The sequence below is a fragment of the Frateuria terrea genome, from assembly GCF_900115705.1.
GTDB lineage: Bacteria > Pseudomonadota > Gammaproteobacteria > Xanthomonadales > Rhodanobacteraceae > Frateuria_A > Frateuria_A terrea.
Genome location: NZ_FOXL01000004.1, coordinates 160,668 through 182,104, shown reverse-complemented (window position 1 = coordinate 182,104; position 21,437 = coordinate 160,668). Strand labels below are relative to the sequence as shown.

The following is a 21,437-nucleotide window of genomic DNA, read 5'->3' as shown; positions in this document are numbered from 1 at the left end:
TCTTTGCTGGCCCAGAGAAAAGTAACCAAAAGAAACGGCCTGACTCAGCCCGGGGCGGGTAAAAAGCTAGGTGCCATTGCGCCTTGCCGAACGAGTCTCTTGCTCTTAGAGGGGCTGCAGCCGCGATACCGCGGGCGCCCGGGAGCAGAGGCAAGGGAGGCATGTGGCCTCGTGTGGGAGCGCTGCGCGCCGGGACGTGCGGGGGCCGATGCCTGCAGGCACGCCACGCTCTGCTCCCTCTCCCCTCCCGGGAGAGGGTTGGGGTGAGGGGCGGGACTCGCCGGAAAGGCTGTGAGCCTCTTTCTGTCGAAGGACCGGCAAGAACCGGCAACCACCCGCTCATGGCGCGTTGCGCGCCGCCGCGACGGCGCCGCAGCAGGCCTGCGCCACCGGTCCGTCGAACAGCATGGACGCGCTCTCGGGCAACCGCCGGCGCCAGTTCGGATGCACCGCATCGGTCGGTCCGGGCAGGTTCGGCTGCTCCGGCAGCGCCAACAGATCCTCCGCCGGGATCACCACCAGCGGGGTGGGCGCGCGCGCCACGTGGCCGGCCGCGGCGATGGCGATGGGCAGAACATCCTCCGGCGTGGGCGGACGGTTTTCATCGGGGATGACGCCGGCATCCGCGGCCGCGCCCGAGGCGCACAACGCACGCCACAGGCGGCCGCGGTCGATCGCTCGCCCGGCGATCTCGTCCACGCCCGGCTCGGCCAGGCCGGCGCGCGCACGCCACTCGATGTCGCGCCCGCTCCACCAGCCGGCCACCGTCGCCACGTCGTGCGTGGACGTGGTCGCCATCGCCTCGGCCGACCAGTGCATCGGCGCGATGAACCCGCGATCGGCTGCGCGCTCGAACCACAGCACGCGGATGCCAAGCACGCCCTCCGCGCCGATGCGTTGGCGGAAGTCGGCCGGCACGGTGCCGAGGTCCTCGCCGATGACCACCGCGCGGTTGCGGTGCGATTCGATCGCCAGCAACCGCAGCAGATCCTCGAACGGATATCGCACGTAGGCACCCTCGGTGGCGCCGAAGCCGTGCGGCACCAGCCACAGACGCTTCAGGCCGAGCACGTGGTCGATGCGCACGCCGCCGGCATGCGCCAGCGCGGCGCGCAGCATGCCGAGGTAGCCCGCGTAGCCGCTGCGCTTCAGGCCCGTCGGCGAAAAGGTGGTCAGGCCCCAGTCCTGCCCGTTGCGGTTGAGCAGGTCCGGCGGGGCGCCTACCGACAGGCCGTGCAGCAGTTCTCCCTGGTGGCTCCAGGCCTGGCTTCCCCCCGGATCGGTGCCGACCGCAAGGTCCGAGACCAGGCCGATCGCCATGCCCGATTCGCGCGCCGTGCGGTGGGCATCTGCCAGGCCGCGCGTGGCCAGCCATTGCAGGAATGCATGGAAGGCCACCTCGCGGCCATGCTCGCGTGCGAAGGCGGCGACCGCAGGGCTGGTCGGGTCATGGAATTCGGCCGGCCAGGCCTGCCAGCCGCCGGGTACGTCGTGCGCGCGAAAATGCACCTGCAGCGCCTCGAACCGCGCATGGCGTTCGAGCGGCTCGCCCTGTTCGCGGCGGAAGGCGCCCAAGGCCTGGGTGAGCTTCGAATCGGCCGAGGACCATTCGAACAGCGTGCGCAACAGCGTTATCCGCGCTCGCCCGGCACGCGGCCAGTCGATCAGCTCCAGCCACTCCAGTTCGGCCAGTTCCTGGCGCAGGTTGTGCGCGTCGGTCACCGTGCGCAGCGCGGAGGCACCGCCCACCCGGCCGGGGTCGGCGTAGAGCGGATTGAGGAACAAGCGGCTCGAGGGCGCGTAGGGGCTGTAGCGTTCGGGCGCGGCGGCGAACAGCGCATGCACCGGGCTGATCGCCAGCGCGTCGGCGCCGCGCGCCGCGGCAGCGCGGGCGCAGTGCTCCAGTGCGGTGAAGTCCCCGATGCCGCCGTCGCCGGGACGGCGCAGGCTCGGCAGCTGCACCGCCACGCCCCAGGGGCGATGCGCGCCGCTGATGTCGCCCACGCCGAAGGCGCGTGCCGGAGCGACGGCGAGCGTGCAGGCGTCGTTGCCGAGCAGGAGCCGGTAGTAGCCCGGTGCGTCCGGCGCTCGCAGCGTGCGCTCGTCCGCAGGCGCGGTGCCCTCGACCACCGTCGCGCCCTGCTCGTCCTCGATGCGGTAGCGGCGCGGTTCCGATGCAGCGGGCGACGGGAATGGGCTGCCTGCGTCGGCCACCAGCAGCCGCGGCAACTGCGTGCCTTCGCGCTCGCGGCGCAGGCGCTCCAGGCTGGCATCGATGTCGCCGTCGTTCGCACACGGCAGGCCGAGTGCATCGAGCACCGCGCGCAAGGTGGGCGGGGCCACTTCCTGCGGGCGGTCGTTGGCATCGCGCCAGTGCACGTCCACGCCAGCCTGCTCGGCCAGTTCGGCGAGGCGGGCGTCGAGGTCGCTCATGCCGTGCCTCGATAGGCGAAAGCCCTTCGTTGCAGGATCGCGCCGAGGCGCTCGCGCGCCGTTGCCTGCGCAGGACGGTTGGCGAAGCGGTATCCATGGGCACGAAAGAGCACGCCCGTCTCTGCCGCACGCAAACGCGCAGGAGGGGATGCATCACGGCGCTCGGTGAAGCTCATGCCGAAGGTTCCAGGCAGACCAGGGTGCAGGTGGGTGCAAGGCGGCCCTCGGCCAAGGCGGCGATCGCCGACGCCTCGCCGTGCAACCATCGCGCATCAGCCGTTGCCCTGGCGTCGACGGCAGCCGTGTTCCGGCCAAGGTTGCAGTACACGTGCAGGCGTGCATCGCCCAGCTGCCAGCGTGCATCCAGTGCCCGTGCGCCGAGCGCCCGCGCACCCAGCGGCCGCGCCTGCTGCAGACGCGGCAGAAGGTATTGCCTGCGCTGCGACAGCAGCAGGCGGATCAGGGTCAGGCGTGCGATGCCCGCGGGAGTGGCCGCCTCGTGCGGATCGGGACGCGAGCGCTCGAAACTGGACCGCGCGTTCGGGTCGGGCACGTCGGCCTTGCCGTGGCCTTCGAACTCGGCGAACTCCTTGCGCCGTCCCTCGCGCACGGCGGTGCGCAGTGCCTCGTTCTGGTGATCGGCAAAGAACAGGAACGGCGCGCGGCTGCCCCACTCCTCGCCCATGAACAGCATCGGCACGGTCGGCGTGAGCAACAGCAGCGCGTAGGCCGCTTCGAGCAACTTCGGATCGGCGAGCACGGTCAGTCGCTCGCCCAGCGCGCGGTTGCCGACCTGGTCGTGGTTCTGCAGGAAGTCGACGAAGCACAGGGGACTCAGCCCTGCGCTGGGCTCACCGCGCGGCGTGCCGCGCATCGGCTCGCCCTGCCAGGCAAAGCCTTCGGCCAGGCAGCGCACGAGCTTGCCGATGGGGTCTTCGGCATAGGCGCCGTAGTAGCCCGCGGTCTCGCCCGTCAGCAGCACGTGCAGCGCGTTGTGGAAATCGTCGTTCCACTGCGCGTCGAAACGGTCCGGTCCCAGCAGATGCGCCTGGTTGGCTTCGTTCTCGAGCAGCAGGTGCAGCTGGCGCTCCCCCGCGGCCGCACGCACACGGGCGGCGAGCGAGAGCAGCCAGGACGGGTCGTGCAAGGCGTGCACCGCATCCAGCCGCAGGCCGTCGAAGCGATACTCCTGCAGCCAGTACAACGCGTTGTGCACGAAGAAGTCGCCCACCGGCGGCCGCGCCACGTCGATCGCCGCGCCCCAGGGCGTCGGCGGCCCGTCGGAGCGGAAGAACGGCGAAGCGTATTCGCCCAGGTAATTGCCGTCCGGGCCGAAGTGGTTGTAGACCACGTCCAGGATCATCATCAGCCCCAGCCCGTGTGCCGCGTCGACGAGTGCCTTGAGCTCCTCGGGCGTACCGTAGGCGCCCGCCGGAGCGAACGGCAGTACGCCGTCGTAGCCCCAGTTTCGCCGGCCGGGGAACTGCGCGACGGGCATCAGCTCGATTGCCGTGACGCCCAGCGCATGCAGCCCTGGCAGCATCGACTGCACGCCGCGGAAGCCGCCGCAGGCACCCACGTGCAACTCGTAGACCACCGCCTCGCGCCACGGACGGCCTTTCCAGAGGGCATGCTGCCAGTCGTAAGCGGCGGGATCGACCACCAGGCTGGCGCCGTGCACGTCGCCGGCCTGCTGCAGCCGTGACGCCGGATCGGGTACGGAAAGCCCGTCGCGCAGGATGTACCGGTACGGAGTCCCCGCCGGCGCCTCATGGACGCACTGGTGCCAGCCGTCGCCCAGCGCACGCATCGCATGCCTTGCGCCTTCGCCGATCTCCAGTTGCACGCGGGCGGCATCGGGCGCCCACAGCCGGAAGCGCGTGTTTCCGTCGCCTTGCAGTTCGGCGCCGTAGGGCATCGCGTGACGAAAATGCCCGCTCATGCACCATCCTGCCGCGGTGCGGCCGAAAGCAGCGCCACGCTCCAGCCCTTGAGCTCGAGCGAGTCGTCCTCGACGTTTCGCTCCGGCGCCTCGGGGTTGCCGCTGTCGATGCGCAGGCGCCAGGGCAGTTTCGGCTCGGGCAGCGTGAAGCCGTGCGGCTCGCCGGTGCCGTTGACCAGCAGCAGGGTCACGTCGATGTGGCGCCGGCCCTTCGGCAGCGCGCGGCGCAGCATGAGCAGGCGACCCTGGGCATCGTTCCAGTCGCTCTGGCGCATCGCCGCCCCGCGCTCGTTGAACCAGGCGACGGGCGCCAGGCCCGGCAACAGGTCGGGCCCGCCATGCATGAAGCTGTCGGCGCGCAGGGTCGGATGCTGCTCGCGAAGCCGAATCAGGCGCGCGACGTAGTCGATCAGCACGCGGCCGCCGTCGGATTGGGCCAGCTTCCAGTCGAACCAGGAAATCTCGTCGTCCTGGCAGTAGGCGTTGTTGTTGCCCTGCTGCGTGCGACCGAACTCGTCGCCGCCGAGCAGCATCGGCGTGCCGTGGGAAAACAGCAGCGTGGCGAGCATCGCGCGCTTGGCACAGCCGCGGGCGTCGAGGATTCCCGCGTCGTCGGTCGGGCCCTCGGCACCGTGGTTGTTGCTCTCGTTGTCGTTGGCACCGTCGCGGTTGTCTTCGCCGTTGGCCTGGTTGTGCTTTTGCTCGTAGCTGACCAGGTCCTGCAGGGTGAAGCCGTCGTGCGCGGTGACGAAGTTCACCGAGGCCCACGGCCGCCGGTACTGGTGGTCGAACAGCTCGGCCGAGCCCTGCAGCCGTCCGGCCAGTGCACCACGCAGTCCGGCATCGCCCTTCCAGAAGCGGCGCACGTCGTCGCGGAACTGGCCGTTCCATTCGGCGAAGCCGGGTGGGTGGTTGCCGAGCTGGTAGCCGCCGGGGCCGACGTCCCAGGGCTCGGAGATGAGCTTGACGTCGTTGAGCACCGGGTCCTGGCGCATGGCGTCGAACAGCCCGCAGTGTGGATCGAAGCCGTTGGCCTCGCGGCCCAGCGTCACACCCAGGTCGAAGCGGAAGCCGTCGACGTGGAAGGCCTGCACCCAGTAGCGCAGCGAATCCATCACCAGCTGCAGCACGCGCGGGTGCGAGGTGTTCACCGTATTGCCGGTGCCGGTGTCGTTGATGCAGTGGCGCGGGTTGTCGGGCAGCAGCCGGTAGTAGCTGGCATTGTCCAGGCCGCGGAAGGAGAGCGTGGGGCCGAGCTCGCTGCCCTCGCCGGTGTGGTTGTAGACCACGTCCAGGATCACCTCGATGCCGGCCGCGTGCAGCGCCTGCACGGCAGCGCGGATCTCGTTGAGCGCGCCCTCGGCAAGGTAGGCGGGCTCCGGCGCGAAGAACGCCAGCGTGTTGTAGCCCCAATAGTTGCGCAGCTTCATCTCGGCCAGGCGCCGGTCCTGCACGAAGGCGTGGATCGGCAGCAGCTCGATGGCCGTGATGCCGAGATGCACCAGGTGGTCGATCACGTAGGGATCGGCCAGCGCCAGGAAGGTGCCGCGCTCGTGTGGGCGGATGCGCTTGAGCGTGCGGGTCAGGCCCTTCAGGTGGGCCTCGTAGACGACCGTCTTCGGCCATGGCGTGCGCGGGCGCCGAATGCGGTTTCCCCAGTGCATCGGCTCGTCGACCACCACTGCCTTGGGCATGGCCGCGGCGCTGTCGCGGCGGTCGAAGGACAGGTCCGCACGCGGCGAGGACACGCGGTAGCCGTGCAACACGTCCGACCAGCGCAACTGCCCGGCGAGCTGGCGCGCGTAGGGGTCCAGCAAAAGCTTGTTGGGGTTGAAGCGATGGCCCTGTTCCGGCTCGTAAGGGCCATGGGCGCGGTAGCCGTAGAGTTGCCCGCCGCGCAGGCGCGGCAGGTAGCCATGCCAGACCTCGTCGGTGCATTCGGGCAGGTCGTAGCGGGCGATCTCGCGGCGGCCGGAGGGATCGAACAGGCACAACTCGATGCGCTCGGCATGCGCGGAGAACACCGCGAAATTGGTGCCCACTCCGTCGCAGGTGGCCCCCAGCGGATAAGGGCAGCCCGACTGCATGCGTTCGGGGAGGGTGGGCATCAGCAAACTTCCTTCGCCGGGCACGTGCGTGCATGCCGGGCCGGTGAGCAGGTCGGCGTGCGCGAAGTGGTTTGCCCCACGCCAGCCAGGGGACGAAGCACCGGCAACCGCGAATTCGGCGGGCCGCCACAGGCGAGCATGGAATCATTCCCACTCATGCACGTTCCGCCAGGTAGATCACCGTGGCCAGCGGCGGCAGCGTGAGCGCCACCGACCAGGGCTGACCATGGACAGGGGCCGGATCGGCCTGTGCCTCGCCCTGCCCTACGCCCGAACCGCCGTAGCCGGCGTCGTCGGTATTGATCGCCAGCTGCCAGCGCCCCTCGCGCGGCACGCCGATGCGGTAATCGTAGAGAGGCGTGGGCGTGAGGTTGCTCACCACCAGCACCGGTCGTGCGCCTTCGGCGAAGCGCAGCCAGGCGAACACGCTGTTGTTCGCGTCGTCGCCGATCGCCCAGCGGAAACCGCGTGGGTCGCCGTCCCAGGCATGCAGCGCCGGTTCGCGCGTGAGCAGGTGGTTGAGGTCGCGCAGCAGTTGCTGCACGCCGCGGTGGCGCGGGTCGTCGAGCAGTTCCCAAGGCAGCTGCGCATCGTGGTTCCACTCGGTGGGCTGGGCCAGCTCCGCGCCGGCGAACAACAGCTTCTTGCCCGGATGCGCCCACATGAAGCCGTAGTAGGCGCGCAGGTTCGCGAGGCGCTGCCAGTCGTCGCCCGGCATGCGGCCGAGCAGCGAGCGCTTGCCGTGCACCACCTCGTCGTGCGAGAGCGGGAGCACGTAGTGCTCGGAATAGGCGTAGACCATCGAGAAGGTCATCTCGTGGTGATGCCAGCGCCGGTGGATCGGATCGCGCGACATGTACTCGAGCGTGTCGTGCATCCAGCCCATGTTCCATTTGTAGTCGAAGCCCAGGCCGCCTTCGGTCGGCGCGCGCGTGACGCCTGGCCACGCGGTCGATTCCTCGGCGATGGTCAGCACGCCCGGGTGGCGCTGGTGCACCACGGTATTGAAGCGCTTGAGGAAGGCGATCGACTCGAGGTTCTCGCGTCCGCCGTGGACGTTCGGCACCCATTCGCCGTGCTTGCGGCTGTAGTCGCGGTAGAGCATGGAAGCGACCGCGTCCACGCGCAGTCCGTCGATGTGGAAGCGCTCCAGCCAGGCCAGCGCGCTGCCGATCAAAAAGCCGGAAACCTCGTTGCGCCCCAGGTTGTAGATCAGCGTATTCCAGTCCTGGTGGAAGCCTTCGCGCGGGTCGGCGTGTTCGTACAGCGCGGTGCCGTCGAAGTGCGCCAGGCCGTGCGGGTCGGCCGGGAAGTGCGCCGGCACCCAGTCGACGATGACGCCCAGTCCTGCTTCGTGGCAGCGGTCCACGAACCGTGCGAACGCCTCGGGCGGGCCGAAGCGCGCGGTCGGCGCGTACTGGCCCAGCGGCTGGTAGCCCCACGAACCACCGAACGGATGTTCGGCGATCGGCAGCAGCTCGAGGTGGGTGAAGCCCATGCCGACCAGGTAAGGGATCAGGCGCTCGGCCAGCGCTTCCCAACCCGGCGACTGGCCGTGTTCGTCGCGCCACCACGAACCGGCGTGCAGCTCGTAGATGGACAGTGGAGCATCGAGCCGCTGGCGCGTGGCGCGCTCGGCCATCCAGGCGTGGTCGGTCCAGCGCAACGGTGCGTCCGAGGCCACGACCGAGGCGGTCGCCGGCGGTGCCTCGGCCGCCAGCGCCACCGGGTCAGCCTTCTGCTGCACCGAAAAGTCGGCGCCGAGGATCTCGTACTTGTAGCGGGCGCCGGGCATCAGGCCCGGTACGAACAGCTCCCACACGCCGTACGGCAGGCGCAGGCGCATCGGGTGGCGGCGGCCGTCCCAATGGTCGAAGTCGCCGACCACGCTGACCCGCCGCGCGTTCGGCGCCCACACCGCAAAGCGGACGCCTGGTATGCCATCCAGTTCGACCGGGTGGGCACCTAGCTGCCGGTGCACCTGCGGATGCTGACCCTGCGCCAGCAGCTCCAGGTCGTGCTCGGCAAGCAGCGCGCCGAAGGCATAGGGATCGTCGAGCTCCTGCACCGCTGTGGGCCAGTGCACGCGCAGCCGGTAGCTGCCCTCGCCCGGCACGACACCGGCGAACAGGCCCTCGGCCACCGGTTCGAGCGGCGCCAGTATCCGGCCCAGCGCGTCGACCGCCTCGACACGCTGGGCGCCCGGTTGCAACGTGCGCACCACGCGCCGACCATCGGCGCGGTGCGGTCCGAGCACGGCGAACGGGTCGCCGTGGCGTGCCTGCAACAGCGCCTGCGCTGCACCCGGGTCGAGCCAGTGCCCGTTCACGTGCCCGCTCCTCCGATGGCAGCCTCGTCGGCCAGGCGCAACAGGCCCTGCAGCGGCACGCTGAGCCAGCCCGGCCGGTTGGCCGCCTCGTAGGCGATTTCGTAGGCGGCCTTGTCGAGCAGGAACAGCTGCAGCATCGGTCCCAGCGCCGGGGCGCTGATCCAGCGCACCGGCGCACGCTCCAGCACGGCGACATAGGCCCCCAGGAAGACCTCCGACGCGCGCAGGCGGAAACGCTCCAGGAACGGTGCAAACAGAGGGTCTTCGATCGGCGCCACGCCGTCTTCGCCGCGCAGGGCGACGGCGGCGACGTAGTCCAGCGAGCGCAGGAAGCCGGCCACGTCGCGCAGGGGCGTGGTCTTGATGCGGCGTTCTTCCAGCGGTCGGGCCGGTTCGCCTTCGAAATCGATCAGCCAGGCATCGCCCTGCACCACCAGCACCTGGCCCAGGTGGAAGTCGCCATGCACGCGCGTGCGCAGCGCACCTTCGCCCTGCCGGGCCAGGCTTTCGATGCGCTGCTCCAGTGCAGGCCGGCGCTGCAGCAGGCGCTCGCGCTGCTCGCGCAGCGCGGCGTCAACGGAATCCAGCGAAGCCAGCGCTTCGGCGGCGCGCTGCAACTGCGCGCGCGCGTCGGCCGCCCAGCTGCCCACGTCCGTGTCGCCGGCGGTTACCGGTTGGAACGCCTCATCCTCGCTCGGCTGTGCGAGCACCGCGTGCAGCTCGCCCAGCCGCGTGCCAACGGCAGCGGCGAAGCTGTCGTAGTCGGCCAGGATTTCGGCGCGTTCGGCATCGTCCGCGGCATGGCTGAATTCGTCCCAGGTGCGCAGCAGGTAGTCGAGCGTCCAGCGCCAGGCGTCGCCCTGGTTGCGTACGAAGCCCTGCAGCACGGCCAGCGCGGAAGGTACGCCATCGGCACCCACGTGCAGCACCTCGCCGAGCAGCGGCGGCGTGTTGGCGTAGCCCACGCGGGTCAGGTGCCGCCCCATCTCCAGTTCCGGATTGATGCCATGGGCGATGTGCCGGTAGAGCTTGAGCATGCCGCGCTCGTGCACGATCACCGAGCTGTTCGACTGCTCGGCGGAAAGCCAGCGGTTCTCGGCATCGGTCGGGAAGTCCAGCGCATCGAACGCCTGCGTGGCGGTGAAGCGGATCACCCCGCCCCGCTTCAGCGGCAGTTCCAGGCGCTGGCGCAATCCGCGCAGCAGGCCCGAAACGAAAGCATCCAGCACGAAGCCGTCGGTGAGGTAGCCCACGCGGCGGCCCCGGCGCACGCGCGCCAGGGCGAGCTGCTGCGCGCGGGCGGGCGGGTTCTCGTCTTCCCAGATGATGCCCAGCGGCAGGCAGTAGCGCTCGATGCCGCCATCGTTGAGCGTAGCGATGATCTCGGTGATCACCAGGTCCTCGCCCCGGTCGGGCCAGGGCTGGCCATACATCATGCTGAGCGATGCGATGCCGCGGTCCTTGGCGCCGAACCAGCGGCGCAGCCCGAGGTATGGCGGGAGCACGTCGCGCTCCAGCGCACCCCGGTGATGCGCCATCACCGGTCCCTCGACCAGCGGCCCACGCAGCACCAGCGTCTCGAAATCGGGCATCGGCTCGGCCGGTACCTGGTGCCACGGCGGCATCTGCGCGTTGGCGCACAACTGGAAACCGTAGAAGCCGAACGGCGGCAGGGTCAACAGGTACGGCAGGCGGCCGATCGGCGGGAAGGTGCTCCCACCGACGATCTCCACCGGCACGCGGCCCTCGAACGCGGCCAGGTCCAGCTCCACCGCCTGCAGCGTGCGCGACATGTTGGCCACGCACAGCACCTGCTCGTCCTCGTACTCACGCAGGTAGGCGAGGATCTTGCGATTGCCGGGATAGAGGAACCGGATGCTGCCCCGGCCGAATGCCTTGTAGCGCTTGCGCACGGCCAGCACGCGGCGGGTCCAGTTGAGCAGCGAATGCGGGTCGCGCGCCTGCGCCTCGGCATTGACGGCCTGATACCCGTACAGCGGATCCATGATAGGCGGCAGCACCAGCCGCGCGGGGTCGGCGCGCGAAAAGCCGCCGTTGCGGTCGATCGACCATTGCATCGGCGTGCGCACGCCGTCGCGGTCGCCCAGGTGGATGTTGTCGCCCATGCCCAGCTCGTCGCCGTAGTACAGGACCGGCGTGCCGGGCATGGTCATCAACAGCGAGTTCATCAGTTCGATACGGCGGCGGTCGCGCTCCATCAGCGGCGCGAGGCGCCGCCGGATACCGAGGTTGATGCGAGCGCGCTGGTCGCTGGCGTAGGTTTGCCAGAGGTAGTCGCGCTCGGTGTCGGTGACCATCTCGAGCGTCAGCTCGTCGTGGTTGCGCAGGAAGATCGCCCACTGGCAGTTGTCCGGAATCGCCGGCGTCTGGCGCATGATGTCGGTGATCGGGAAGCGGTCCTCGCGCGCGATCGCCATGTACATGCGCGGCATCAACGGAAAGTGGAACGCCATGTGGCATTCGTCGCCGTTGCCGAAGTAGTCCTGCGTGTCCTCGGGCCACTGGTTGGCCTCGGCCAGCAGCATGCGGTCGGGATAGTGCTCGTCGATCTCCTTGCGGATGAGCTTGAGGATGTCGTGCGTCTCGGGCAGGTTCTCGTTGTTGGTGCCCTCGCGTTCGATCAGGTATGGCACGGCGTCCAGCCGCAGGCCATCGACGCCGAGGTCCAGCCAGAAACGCATCACGCCCAGCACGGCCTTGATCACCGCCGGGTTGTCGAAGTTGAGGTCCGGCTGGTGCGAGAAGAAGCGATGCCAGAAGTACTGGCCGGCGACCGCGTCCCAGGTCCAGTTCGACTTTTCGGTGTCCAGGAAGATGATGCGCGTGCCCGGATAGGCCTGGTCGGTGTCCGACCACACGTAGAAGTTGCGAGCCGCCGAGCCGGGCCTGGCCAGCCGCGCGCGCTGGAACCACGGATGCTGGTCGGAGGTGTGGTTGATCACCAGCTCGGTGATCACGCGCAGGCCGCGCGCATGCGCCGCGGCGATGAAGCGCTTGGCATCGCCGAGCTTGCCGTAGTCCGGATGCACGGCCTTGTACTCGGAGATGTCGTAGCCGTCGTCACGGCGCGGGCTCGGATAGAACGGCAGCAGCCAGAGCGTGTTCACGCCCAGCTCGGCGATGTAGTCGAGCTTGTCGATCAGCCCCTGGAAATCGCCCACGCCGTCGTCGTTGGAATCGAAGAACGACTTGACGTGGACCTGATAGATGATCGCGTCCTTGTACCAGAGCGGGTCGCTGGTAAAGCTGCGCCTTGCGGTATTGAGGTGCGCGCTCATGCGTGGCTCCTTCCGTGCCTTGCAGGTGCGGTTGCGGGAGCGTGCTCCGGACGGGACATGTCAGGCCTCCACCCGCCAGATCGCGTACGGCATGCCCTGCCCCAGCCATACATGCTGGCGCCTGCCGCGCCAGGTCAGCGTGGCGTCGTGCAGCAGGTCCTCGACGGTCAGTGGCGCGTCCTCGGCCACGCTCCAGTCGTCGAGCGGCAGGTGCAGGTCGGCTGCCTGCGCATGGTGGGGATCGAGGTTGATCGCCACCAGTACGCGGTCGCGCCCGCCGGGCGCGGTCTTCTCGAAGAACAGCACCTGTTCGTTGTCGGCGCGAAGAAAACGCACGTTCAAGTGGCTCTGCAACGCCGGCTGCTCGCGGCGGATCGCGTTCAGCTGGGTGATCTCGGCAATGATGTTGCCCGGCGTGTTCCAATCGCGCGGCTTGATCTCGTACTTCTCCGAGTCGAGGTATTCCTCCTTGCCCGGGATCGGCACGGCCTCGCACAGCTCGAATCCGGAGTACATGCCCCACAGGCCGGAGAGCATGGTCGCCAGCGCGGCGCGGATCAGGAAGCCGGTGCGGCCGGACTGCTGCAGGAAATACGGATTGATGTCCGGCGTGTTGACGAAGAAGTTGGGGCGGAAGAAATCGCGCGGCGGCCCCTGCGTCAGCTCGATGAGGTAGTCGGTGAATTCCTGCTTGGTGTGCCGCCAGGTGAAATAGGTATAGGACTGGCTGAAACCGAGCTTGGCCAGGCGGTACATCGGCTTGGGCCGGGTGAACGCCTCGGACAGGAACAACGCGTCCGGATATTCGCTGCGCACGCGCGCGATCATCCATTCCCAGAACGGGAATGGCTTGGTGTGCGGGTTGTCCACGCGGAAGGTGCGCACACCCTCACCCGCCCAGTACAGCACCACGTCACACAGCGCCTGCCACAGCGACGGGATGGCACCTTCCTCGTAGAAATCGACGTTGACGATGTCCTGGTATTTCTTCGGCGGGTTCTCCGCATAGCGCAGGCTGCCGTCGGGGCGCCAGTCGAACCATTCGGGATGCTCGGCGAGCCAGGGATGATCCGGCGAACACTGGATGGCGAAGTCCAGCGCCAGCTCCAGGCCCTGCGCGCGGGCCGCGTCGCGCAGGGCGCGGAAGTCTTCGATGCTTCCCAGCTCCGGGTGGATCGCCGTGTGGCCGCCCTCGGCCGATCCGATCGCGTACGGACTGCCGGGGTCGTGTTCATCAGGCGTCAGCGTATTGTTGCGGCCCTTGCGAAAGGCGCGGCCGATCGGATGGATCGGCGGGAAATACAGCACGTCGAAGCCCATCTCGCGGATCGCGGGCAAGCGTCCGATGACATCGCCGAACGTGCCGTGGCGTTCGGGGTGTTCGGTGATCGAGCGCGGAAACAGCTCGTACCAGCTGGCGAACTGCGCGGCACGGCGGTCCACCTCCAGCCGCAGCGGCGGATGCTCCACTGCGAATGCACGCAAGTCGCCCTCGGCCATTGCCTTGGCGGTGGCTTGGTCGATCAGCAGTCGGTAGCGCTTTTCATCGTCCTCGGCCTTGGCCAGGGCGCTGGCCAGCGCACGCAGCGCTTTGCGCCTGGCCGGGGAAGTGCCTGCGGCGGTCTGCTCGACCAGGTGCTGGCCTTCGCGCATCTCCAGCGCGATCGGTACGCCGGCGTCATGCTTGGCGACGATTTCGTGGCGATAGCTGGCGTACGCGTCGCGCCAGGCCTGCACGGTGTACTCGTGGCGGCCCATGCGGGTGGGGGTGAAGCGGCCCCGATAGCGGTCGTTGCCGAGCGGCTCCATGCGCAGCTCGTGCCACTGCTTCTCGTCCAGCGCGCGCCAGCGCAAGGCCACGGCGAGCTTGTCGTGGCCGTCCATGAAGACGTCGGCCTCCACCGTGACCACGTCACCGACGACGCGCTTGATTGCGAAGCGGCCGTCGTCAACGCACGGCGTGACGGCCTCGATGGCGATGCGTGGCGCCTGCGTCGCCGCGGCCAGCGCCTGCTTGTGGGCGGCCGCGCCGGTGCGCGTGGCAATCGGGCGGGTCTGCGTGCCCTCGAGGATGCGTACCTCGCCCGCGGCCAGCACGATGGATCCGGCAACAGGCGCGCCGTCGGGCGCGGTCCAGTCGCCGTAAGTGCAGGTAGCGCCGCCGGCGATGGCGCCCGGATCGACCGCCGTGGCGGTGTCCAGCCGGGCATTGAGGAGCGCCACCCACGCACGTTCGGCCTGGCGGCGCAGCACGCCAACCCAGGCATCGTCGATGTGGATGGCCACCGGTTGCCTCGACTGCGCACCGAGGCCGCGCAGCCAGTCATTGATGGCGCGGATATCGACCGTCAGGTCCACGCCCCGCGCCTCGTCGCGTTCGAAGCCGGCCGGCATCAGCCAGCCGCTGGCGCAGCACCCTGCAAACCACGCGGCGCGGCGCCGGTGCTGGGCCAGTTCGCGCCCGCCAAAGCCGCGGTCGGCGGCAGGGTCGCCGAAAGGCGCCGCCGCGCAGGCGAGCGGCGGCGCGACCTCGGCCAGGCGGCGCAGCTCGCGCGCCAGCCAGCCAGCGCGGAAATCCCACCACTCGGCCGAGCAGAAGGCGAAGTCGAAGCCGATGCCGGCGAGCGGTGCCAGCTCGGCTGGCGACAATCCCTGCGTCCAGCCGAGCAACAGTGCGCGTGGCGCCTTTGCGTGCAGGCCGTCGATCAGGTGCGCCCACCATGCCGCCGGCGCGGCATCCAGCGACAGCAGCCGCAGCCCGGCCAGACCGGCCTGCAGCGCATCGCGCAGACGTTCGCACCACCACGCCAGCGCCTCCGGTGCGACCCCGTCGTCATGCAGGCGCCAGCGCACCCCGGCCTCGGCCGCAGGGCGTCGCGGGTCGGGCAGCGACGCCAGGTCCGGCAGCGCCTGGAACCACTCCGGATGCTCGGCCCGGAGGGGCGCATCCGCCGGCAACGGCAGCGCCACGTCCACGTCGAGCAGCAGGCCCAGGCCGTGGTCATGGCAGATGCGTGACATGGTGCCGACCGCATCGACGCCTTCGTCGAGCAGCGTCGCGGGCGCGAGCACGTGGCTGAAGCCGAGCTCGGCCGCACGCTCGAACCAGGACGTGCGCATGCCGGCGTCTGGCCTGGCGGGCAGGCTGAGGATACGGGGCGGCGCGGCCGCATGTACCGCCATGGAGTCTCCCGGGAGCAAAGATGATGGGGGCGCGGTACCGGACCGGCGCTTGCGTTGGCGAGCGGTGCCAGAGCTGGCGGGCACGTCCGCTGTCCCGTTGCGCCGCGCCATCAGTCGCTGCGTCGGCGGCTGGCGCCACGCGGCTTGGCTGAATGGCTGGCCTGCGGCCGGTTGGTGTATTGGCGTACCGCCTGCGTGCTGGTGCCGACCGCGGCGATCGCCTCGCGCAGGTCACGTTCGGAGATGCGCAGCTGCTTGGACCAGTACCGCATCGCGAACGGATCTCTGTCGTTGATCGTGCTCAGGGTCCGGTCGGACTGGCTCATCACATCACCCGTGGCCGCGCGGACTGCGGCAGCCCGGCCATCTTCGTGGGGGGGCATTGAAGGCGCCGTCACGGAAAGATGAGACAGTCGTAAAGCGCGCTTCACAGTTCGCTTCGAGCGCGCGATGCGGGCGGCGCTGCTGCGCAGTCGGGCGCGGGGAAGTCATACTTCGCCCATGCAGCCCGCCACTCCGCTCGCCCGCTTCATCGACACCCACCCGCGCCTGTTCGTGCTCACCGGTGCCGGGTGCAGCACCGACTCCGGCATTCCCGACTATCGCGACGCGGACGGCGGCTGGAAGCGCACGCCGCCGGTGACTTTTCAGGCGTTCATGGGGGGAGAGCGCACGCGCAGGCGCTATTGGGCGCGGAGCCTGGTCGGCTGGCGGCATTTCGGCCAGGCCCGGCCCAACGGCACTCACCACGCGCTGCAGCGGCTCGAAGCGAGCGGCCGACTCGCCCTGCTCGTGACGCAGAACGTGGACGGCCTGCACCAGCGCGCCGGCAGTCGCCAGGTGATCGACCTGCACGGACGGCTGGACCAGGTGCGTTGTATGGATTGCGAGCGGCGTTTTCCACGCGACGCGTTCCAGCATGAACTCGAACGCCTCAACCCCGCGTGGGTCGCGCTGGATGCGACCGAGGCCCCCGATGGCGACGCCGACCTGGAAGCGGCGCACTTCGATGACTTCGCCGTTCCGCCCTGTCCGGCCTGTGGCGGCGTGCTCAAGCCCGACGTGGTGTTCTTCGGCGAGAACGTGCCACGTGGGCGCGTGATGGACGCGATGCAGGCATTGGAGGCGGCCGACGCGATGCTGGTGGCCGGATCCTCGTTGATGGTCTTTTCCGGCTACCGCTTCGTGCACGCCGCGGCGCGCGCCGGCAAGCCGGTGGCGGCTGTGAACCTGGGACGTACGCGGGCCGATCCGTTGCTCAGCCTGAAGGTGGAGCAGCCGTGTGCGGAGGCGCTGGCGTTTCTATTGGCGTGAGGTTTCCGGCCGTCCGACTTCGGCCTTCGCTCAGGGCGACCGTCAAGGGCAAGGCGCAGCCGGGCCATCAACGCCGCGAGCGGAAAAACTCCCGCAACATCTCGCCGGACTCGGCGGCCAGCAATCCACCCTGCACCAGCACGCGGTGGTTGTGGCGGTCGGACACCAGCGTGTCGAACACGCTGCCGGCCGCACCGGTCTTCGGATCGGTCGCCGCGTAGACCACCCGCCCGATCCGCGCGTGGACGAGCGCCATCGCGCACATCGCACACGGCTCCAGGGTCACATACAGCGTGGCACCGACGATACGATGATTGGCCATCTTCTGGCCGGCGGCGCGCAAGGCCATGATTTCCGCGTGCGCCGTCGGATCGTGCAGGGTGATGTTGCGGTTCCAGCCCAGCCCCACGATCTGGCCCTCGTGCACCAGCACGGCGCCCACCGGCACCTCGTTCTCCGCATCGCGCGCGTGCGCGGCCAGCTGCAAGGCACGGCGCATGTGCTGGATGTCCTCGTCGGTGAAGGACACGGGCGGCAGTTCGCTGCTCATCGGAAACCGCGGCGCGCGCGCCTCATTCCCACTCGATCGTCGCCGGCGGCTTGCCGCTGATGTCGTAGACGACGCGGGAAACGCCGCGCAGCTCGTTGATGATGCGATTGGAGACCTTGCCGAGGAACTCGTACGGCAGGTGCGCCCAGTGCGCGGTCATGAAGTCGATGGTCTCCACCGCACGCAGCGCGATCACCCATTCATAGGCGCGCGCATCGCCGACCACGCCGACCGACTTTACCGGCAGGAAAACGGCGAAGGCCTGGCTGGTCTTGTCGTACAGGTCGGCCTTGCGCAACTCGTCGATGAAGATCGCATCGGCGCGCGCCAGCAGTTGGGCGTATTCGCGCTTCACTTCACCCAGGATGCGCACGCCCAGCCCGGGGCCCGGGAACGGATGGCGGTAGACCATCTCGCGCGGCAGGCCGAGCGCGACGCCGATGCGGCGCACCTCGTCCTTGAACAGCTCGCGCAGCGGCTCGACCAGGCCGAGCTTCATGTCCTCGGGCAGGCCGCCGACGTTGTGGTGGCTCTTGATCACGTGCGCCTTGCCGGTCGTGCTGCCGGCCGATTCGATCACGTCGGGGTAGATGGTGCCCTGCGCCAGCCACTTCACCTGGCCATGGCCGGCGGCGGTGACCTTGGCCGATTCCTCGTCGAAGATCTCCACGAACAGGCGGCCGATGATCTTGCGCTTGGCCTCCGGGTCGGCCACGCCGTCGAGCGCCTCGAAATAGCGGTCGGCCGCGTCCACGCGAATCACCTTGACGCCCATGTGCTCGGCCATGGTCGCCATCACCTGATCGCCTTCCTTGAAGCGCAACAGGCCGGTGTCGACGAACACGCAGGTGAGCTGGTCGCCGATCGCCTTGTGCAGGAGCGCGGCGACGACCGAGGAATCCACGCCCCCGGAAAGGCCGAGCAGCACGTGGTCGCTGCCGACCCTTTCGCGCACGCGATCGATCTGGTCCTCGATGATGTTGTCGGCGGTCCACAGCGTGGCGCACCCGCAGATGTCGACCACGAAGCGCTTGAGCAACGCACTGCCCTGCTTCGTGTGGGTGACCTCCGGATGGAACTGCACGCCGTACCAGCGCTTGTCCTCGTTCTCCATCACCGCGACCGGAATGCGGTCGGTGGTGCCGGTGATGGCGAAGCCCGGCGGCGCCTGGCTGACGTGGTCACCGTGGCTCATCCAGACATCGAGCCTGTGCATGCTGGCATGATCGCTGAGGCCTTCGAACAACCGGCTGTTGTCTGCGATGTCGACCTGCGCATGGCCGAACTCGCGCTGGTCGGCCGCCTCGGTAGCGCCGCCCAGCTGCGCGGCCAGCGTCTGCATGCCGTAGCAGATGCCGAGGATCGGCAGGCCGGAGTCGAATACTTCCTGCGGCGCCTTGGGCGCGCCAGCCAACGTGGTCGATTCGGGGCCACCGGACAGGATGATGCCCTTGGCGCCGAAGCCTGCGATCTGTGCCGGATCGTGGTCCCAGGCCCAGATCTCGCAGTAGACGCCGAGCTCGCGCACGCGGCGGGCGATCAGCTGCGTGTACTGCGCGCCGAAATCGAGGATGAGGATCTTGTGGGAATGGATGTTCTGCATCGGACCGTGCTCTGTGGCTGGCGTCCAGAAACGGGCGGCGTCATTCCCCGGGAACGGAATATCCGTGGATGCGGCAGCGCTGCGGCCGCTGGCATGACGCCATAAGAAGTCGGGGCCCGCGATGGGCCCCGTGTGTCACGAGTTCAGCCGGTAGTTCGGCGCTTCCTTGGTGATCTGGATGTCGTGCGGGTGCGCCTCGGTTACACCGGCGGAGGTCACCTTCACGAACTGCGCGTTCTGGCGGACATCCTCGACCGTGGCGGCGCCGAGGTAACCCATCGAGGCGCGCAGCCCGCCGATCAGCTGGTGGATGATGTTGCGCAGCGGGCCGCGGTAAGGCACGCGGCCTTCGATGCCCTCGGGCACCAGCTTGTCCGCGTCGGCCTCGTCCTGGAAGTAGCGGTCCTTCGAACCCAGCGTCATCGCGCCGAGCGAGCCCATGCCGCGGTAGCTCTTGTAGGAGCGGCCCTGGAACAGCTCGACCTCGCCAGGCGATTCCTCCGTCCCGGCAAACATCGAACCCAGCATCACGGTGGACGCGCCGGCGGCCAACGCCTTCGGAATATCACCCGAATAGCGGATGCCGCCGTCGGCGATCAGCGGGATCTCGTCCTTGAGCGCGGTGGCAACCAGGTCGATCGCAGTGATCTGCGGCACGCCGACGCCGGCGACCACGCGGGTGGTGCAGATCGAGCCCGGGCCCACGCCGACCTTGACCGCGTCCACGCCGGCGTCGAGCAGCGCTCGCGCCGCCTCGCCGGTGACGATGTTGCCGGCGATCACCTGCACCTGCGGATAGCGTTTCTTGACCCAGCCGGCGCGCTCGATCACGCCCTGCGAATGGCCGTGCGCGGTGTCGACCACCAGCACGTCCACGCCGGCCTCGACCAGCGCCTCGATGCGCTGCTCGGTGTCGCCGCCCACGCCGACCGCGGCGCCGACCAGCAGGCGCTCGTGCGCGTCCTTGGCGGCGTGCGGGTTGTCGCGTGCCTTCTGGATGTCCTTCACGGTGATCAGGCCGCGCAGCTGGAAGTCGTCGTTGACCACCAGCACCTTCTCGATGCGGAACTTGTGCAGCAACTGCAGCACTTCGTCCTGGCTGGCGCCTTCGCGCACGGTGACCAGCTTGTCCTGGCGCGTCATGATGTTGCGCACCGGATCCTCGAGCTTGCGCTCGAAGCGCAGGTCGCGGCTGGTGACGATGCCGACCAGCTTCTCGCCGTCGACCACCGGCACGCCGGAGATGTTGTGCGCGCGGGTCAGCTGCAGCACTTCGCGGATGGACGTGTTGGGTCCGACACTGATCGGGCTGCGGATCACGCCCGCCTCGAATTTCTTCACCAGCCGCACTTCGGCGGCCTGCTGAGCGGCGGTCATGTTCTTGTGGATGATGCCGATGCCGCCTTGCTGCGCCATGGTGATGGCCAGTCGCGCCTCGGTCACGGTGTCCATGGCGGCGGACACGATCGGAATGTTCAGACGCAGGTTGCGGGTGAGCCGCGTGGAGGTGTCGACGTCGCGTGGGAGAACGGCCGAATGGGCCGGAACGAGGTACACGTCGTCGTAGGTCAGGGCCTCGGCGAGGATGCGCATGCGAAAAGTCCCGCTGCAAAGAGGGGATTATACGCGTGTGGCTGTGGCGGTCGCCAGATGGCGGACATGTGCGCGGTTGCGGCAAGCCTTCCCCTATCCAACATTTGGGGCACCTTCGCCGTAAACGCAGGGAGGATCAAAGGCCCGCAGGTCCGGGTCAAAAACGGGAAAGGACGAAAGGCCGGCAAGGTGCCGACTGGCGGATGGGTGCGATCCTGCCGGACGCCTACCGCGCCTCAGCCGCCTCCAGCGTGTTCTCGATCAGCGTCGCCACCGTCATCGGGCCGACGCCGCCCGGCACCGGCGTAATCCAGCTGGCGCGCTCGGCCGCAGGAGCGAACTCGACGTCGCCGACCAGCCGACCGTCGTCGAGCCGGTTGATGCCGACGTCGATCACCACTGCGCCGTGCTTGATCCATTCACCCTTCACCAGCCCCGGCCGGCCGACCGCGACGATCACGATGTCCGCCTGGCGCACGAACGATTCCAGGTCACGCGTGAAACGGTGGCAGCAGGTGGTGGTGCAGCCGGCGATCAGCAGTTCCAGCGCCAGCGGACGGCCGACGTGGTTGGACACCCCGACCACCACCGCGTGCTGGCCGCGCACCGGCCGGTCGGTGTGCCCCAGCAGGGTCATCACGCCCTTGGGCGTGCAGGGGCGAAGCCCGAAGCGGCGCAACGCCAGGCGGCCGACGTTCACTGCCTGGAAACCGTCCACGTCCTTGCCGGCGTCGATGCGGTCGACCAGCGCGTCCTCGTCGATGTGCGGCGGCAGCGGTGACTGCACCAGGATGCCGTGTACGGCCGGGTCGGCGTTGAGCTGGTCGATCAGCGCGAACAGTTCGGCCTGCGTGGTGGTGGCGGGAAGGTCGTAATCGAACGAGCGGAAGCCGACCTGGTGGCAGGCTTTGCGCTTGTTGCGAACATACACCGACGAGGCGGCGTCCTCGCCCACCAGGACGACGGCCAGGCCCGGTTCGGGCAGGCCCTGCGCCTTGCGCTCGGCGACGCGCCGGGCCACCCGCTCGAGCAGTTCCTGCGCAATGCGTTTGCCGTCGAGGATGCGTGCGGTCATCGGTGCGT

The 21,437-nt window shown here is 69.1% G+C and carries 13 protein-coding genes; 1 reads left to right on the top strand and 12 read right to left on the bottom strand.

The window, feature by feature from the left end; genetic code table 11:
* Window positions 1-339 precede the first annotated feature (339 nt).
* The 8 genes from malQ to BMZ38_RS07425 all read right to left on the bottom strand — a co-directional run bounded on the left by malQ (window position 340) and on the right by BMZ38_RS07425 (window position 15,620).
* Window positions 340-2,433: a 4-alpha-glucanotransferase gene (gene malQ / locus BMZ38_RS07455; RefSeq protein ID WP_091335962.1), complete on the bottom strand. Its 2,094-nt coding sequence runs from the start codon at window positions 2,431-2,433 to the stop codon at window positions 340-342.
* Window positions 2,430-2,609: a hypothetical protein gene (locus tag BMZ38_RS17535; protein WP_139202410.1), complete on the bottom strand. Its 180-nt coding sequence runs from the start codon at window positions 2,607-2,609 to the stop codon at window positions 2,430-2,432. The genes malQ and BMZ38_RS17535 overlap by 4 nt, the downstream gene beginning before the upstream one ends.
* Window positions 2,606-4,375, bottom strand: a complete 1,770-nt coding sequence (treZ, locus tag BMZ38_RS07450; protein ID WP_091335960.1) for a malto-oligosyltrehalose trehalohydrolase — start codon at window positions 4,373-4,375, stop codon at window positions 2,606-2,608. Before treZ ends, BMZ38_RS17535 begins: the two co-directional genes overlap by 4 nt.
* Window positions 4,372-6,483 carry a glycogen debranching protein GlgX gene (gene glgX, locus BMZ38_RS07445; RefSeq protein ID WP_091335958.1) on the bottom strand — a complete coding sequence of 704 codons (2,112 nt, stop codon included), beginning with the start codon at window positions 6,481-6,483 and terminating at the stop codon, window positions 4,372-4,374. The genes treZ and glgX overlap by 4 nt, the downstream gene beginning before the upstream one ends.
* Window positions 6,484-6,637: 154 nt before the next feature.
* Window positions 6,638-8,812 carry a 1,4-alpha-glucan branching protein GlgB gene (glgB, locus tag BMZ38_RS07440; protein WP_091335956.1) on the bottom strand — a complete coding sequence of 725 codons (2,175 nt, stop codon included), beginning with the start codon at window positions 8,810-8,812 and terminating at the stop codon, window positions 6,638-6,640.
* Window positions 8,809-12,111 (bottom strand): maltose alpha-D-glucosyltransferase, encoded by a 3,303-nt coding sequence (gene treS, locus BMZ38_RS07435; protein WP_091335954.1) that lies wholly within the window; start codon window positions 12,109-12,111, stop codon window positions 8,809-8,811. The genes glgB and treS overlap by 4 nt, the downstream gene beginning before the upstream one ends.
* A 60-nt stretch (window positions 12,112-12,171) precedes the next feature.
* On the bottom strand, window positions 12,172-15,294 hold the full coding sequence (locus tag BMZ38_RS07430) for an alpha-1,4-glucan--maltose-1-phosphate maltosyltransferase (protein WP_091335952.1): 3,123 nt from the start codon (window positions 15,292-15,294) through the stop codon (window positions 12,172-12,174).
* Window positions 15,295-15,404: 110 nt separating this feature from the next.
* Complete coding sequence (locus BMZ38_RS07425) at window positions 15,405-15,620, bottom strand: DUF3606 domain-containing protein (RefSeq protein WP_175483718.1); 216 nt, start codon at window positions 15,618-15,620, stop codon at window positions 15,405-15,407.
* Window positions 15,621-15,795: 175 nt separating this feature from the next.
* Here BMZ38_RS07425 and BMZ38_RS07420 point away from each other — a divergent pair, with 175 nt between their 5' ends.
* Entirely contained in the window at window positions 15,796-16,608 is an 813-nt protein-coding gene (locus BMZ38_RS07420) for an NAD-dependent protein deacetylase (protein WP_091335949.1), read from the top strand.
* A 67-nt stretch (window positions 16,609-16,675) separates the two neighbouring features.
* Here BMZ38_RS07420 and tadA read toward each other — a convergent pair whose 3' ends face one another.
* From tadA to folD, 4 genes are all read right to left on the bottom strand, one after another.
* Window positions 16,676-17,158 (bottom strand): tRNA adenosine(34) deaminase TadA, encoded by a 483-nt coding sequence (gene tadA / locus BMZ38_RS07415; protein WP_091335948.1) that lies wholly within the window; start codon window positions 17,156-17,158, stop codon window positions 16,676-16,678.
* A 22-nt stretch (window positions 17,159-17,180) separates the two neighbouring features.
* Entirely contained in the window at window positions 17,181-18,761 is a 1,581-nt protein-coding gene (gene guaA, locus BMZ38_RS07410) for a glutamine-hydrolyzing GMP synthase (RefSeq protein ID WP_091335946.1), read from the bottom strand.
* Window positions 18,762-18,896: 135 nt separating this feature from the next.
* On the bottom strand, window positions 18,897-20,354 hold the full coding sequence (gene guaB, locus BMZ38_RS07405) for an IMP dehydrogenase (protein WP_091335944.1): 1,458 nt from the start codon (window positions 20,352-20,354) through the stop codon (window positions 18,897-18,899).
* Window positions 20,355-20,580: 226 nt separating this feature from the next.
* On the bottom strand, window positions 20,581-21,429 hold the full coding sequence (gene folD / locus BMZ38_RS07400; RefSeq protein WP_091335943.1) for a bifunctional methylenetetrahydrofolate dehydrogenase/methenyltetrahydrofolate cyclohydrolase FolD: 849 nt from the start codon (window positions 21,427-21,429) through the stop codon (window positions 20,581-20,583).
* Between the last annotated feature and the right edge of the window lie 8 nt (window positions 21,430-21,437).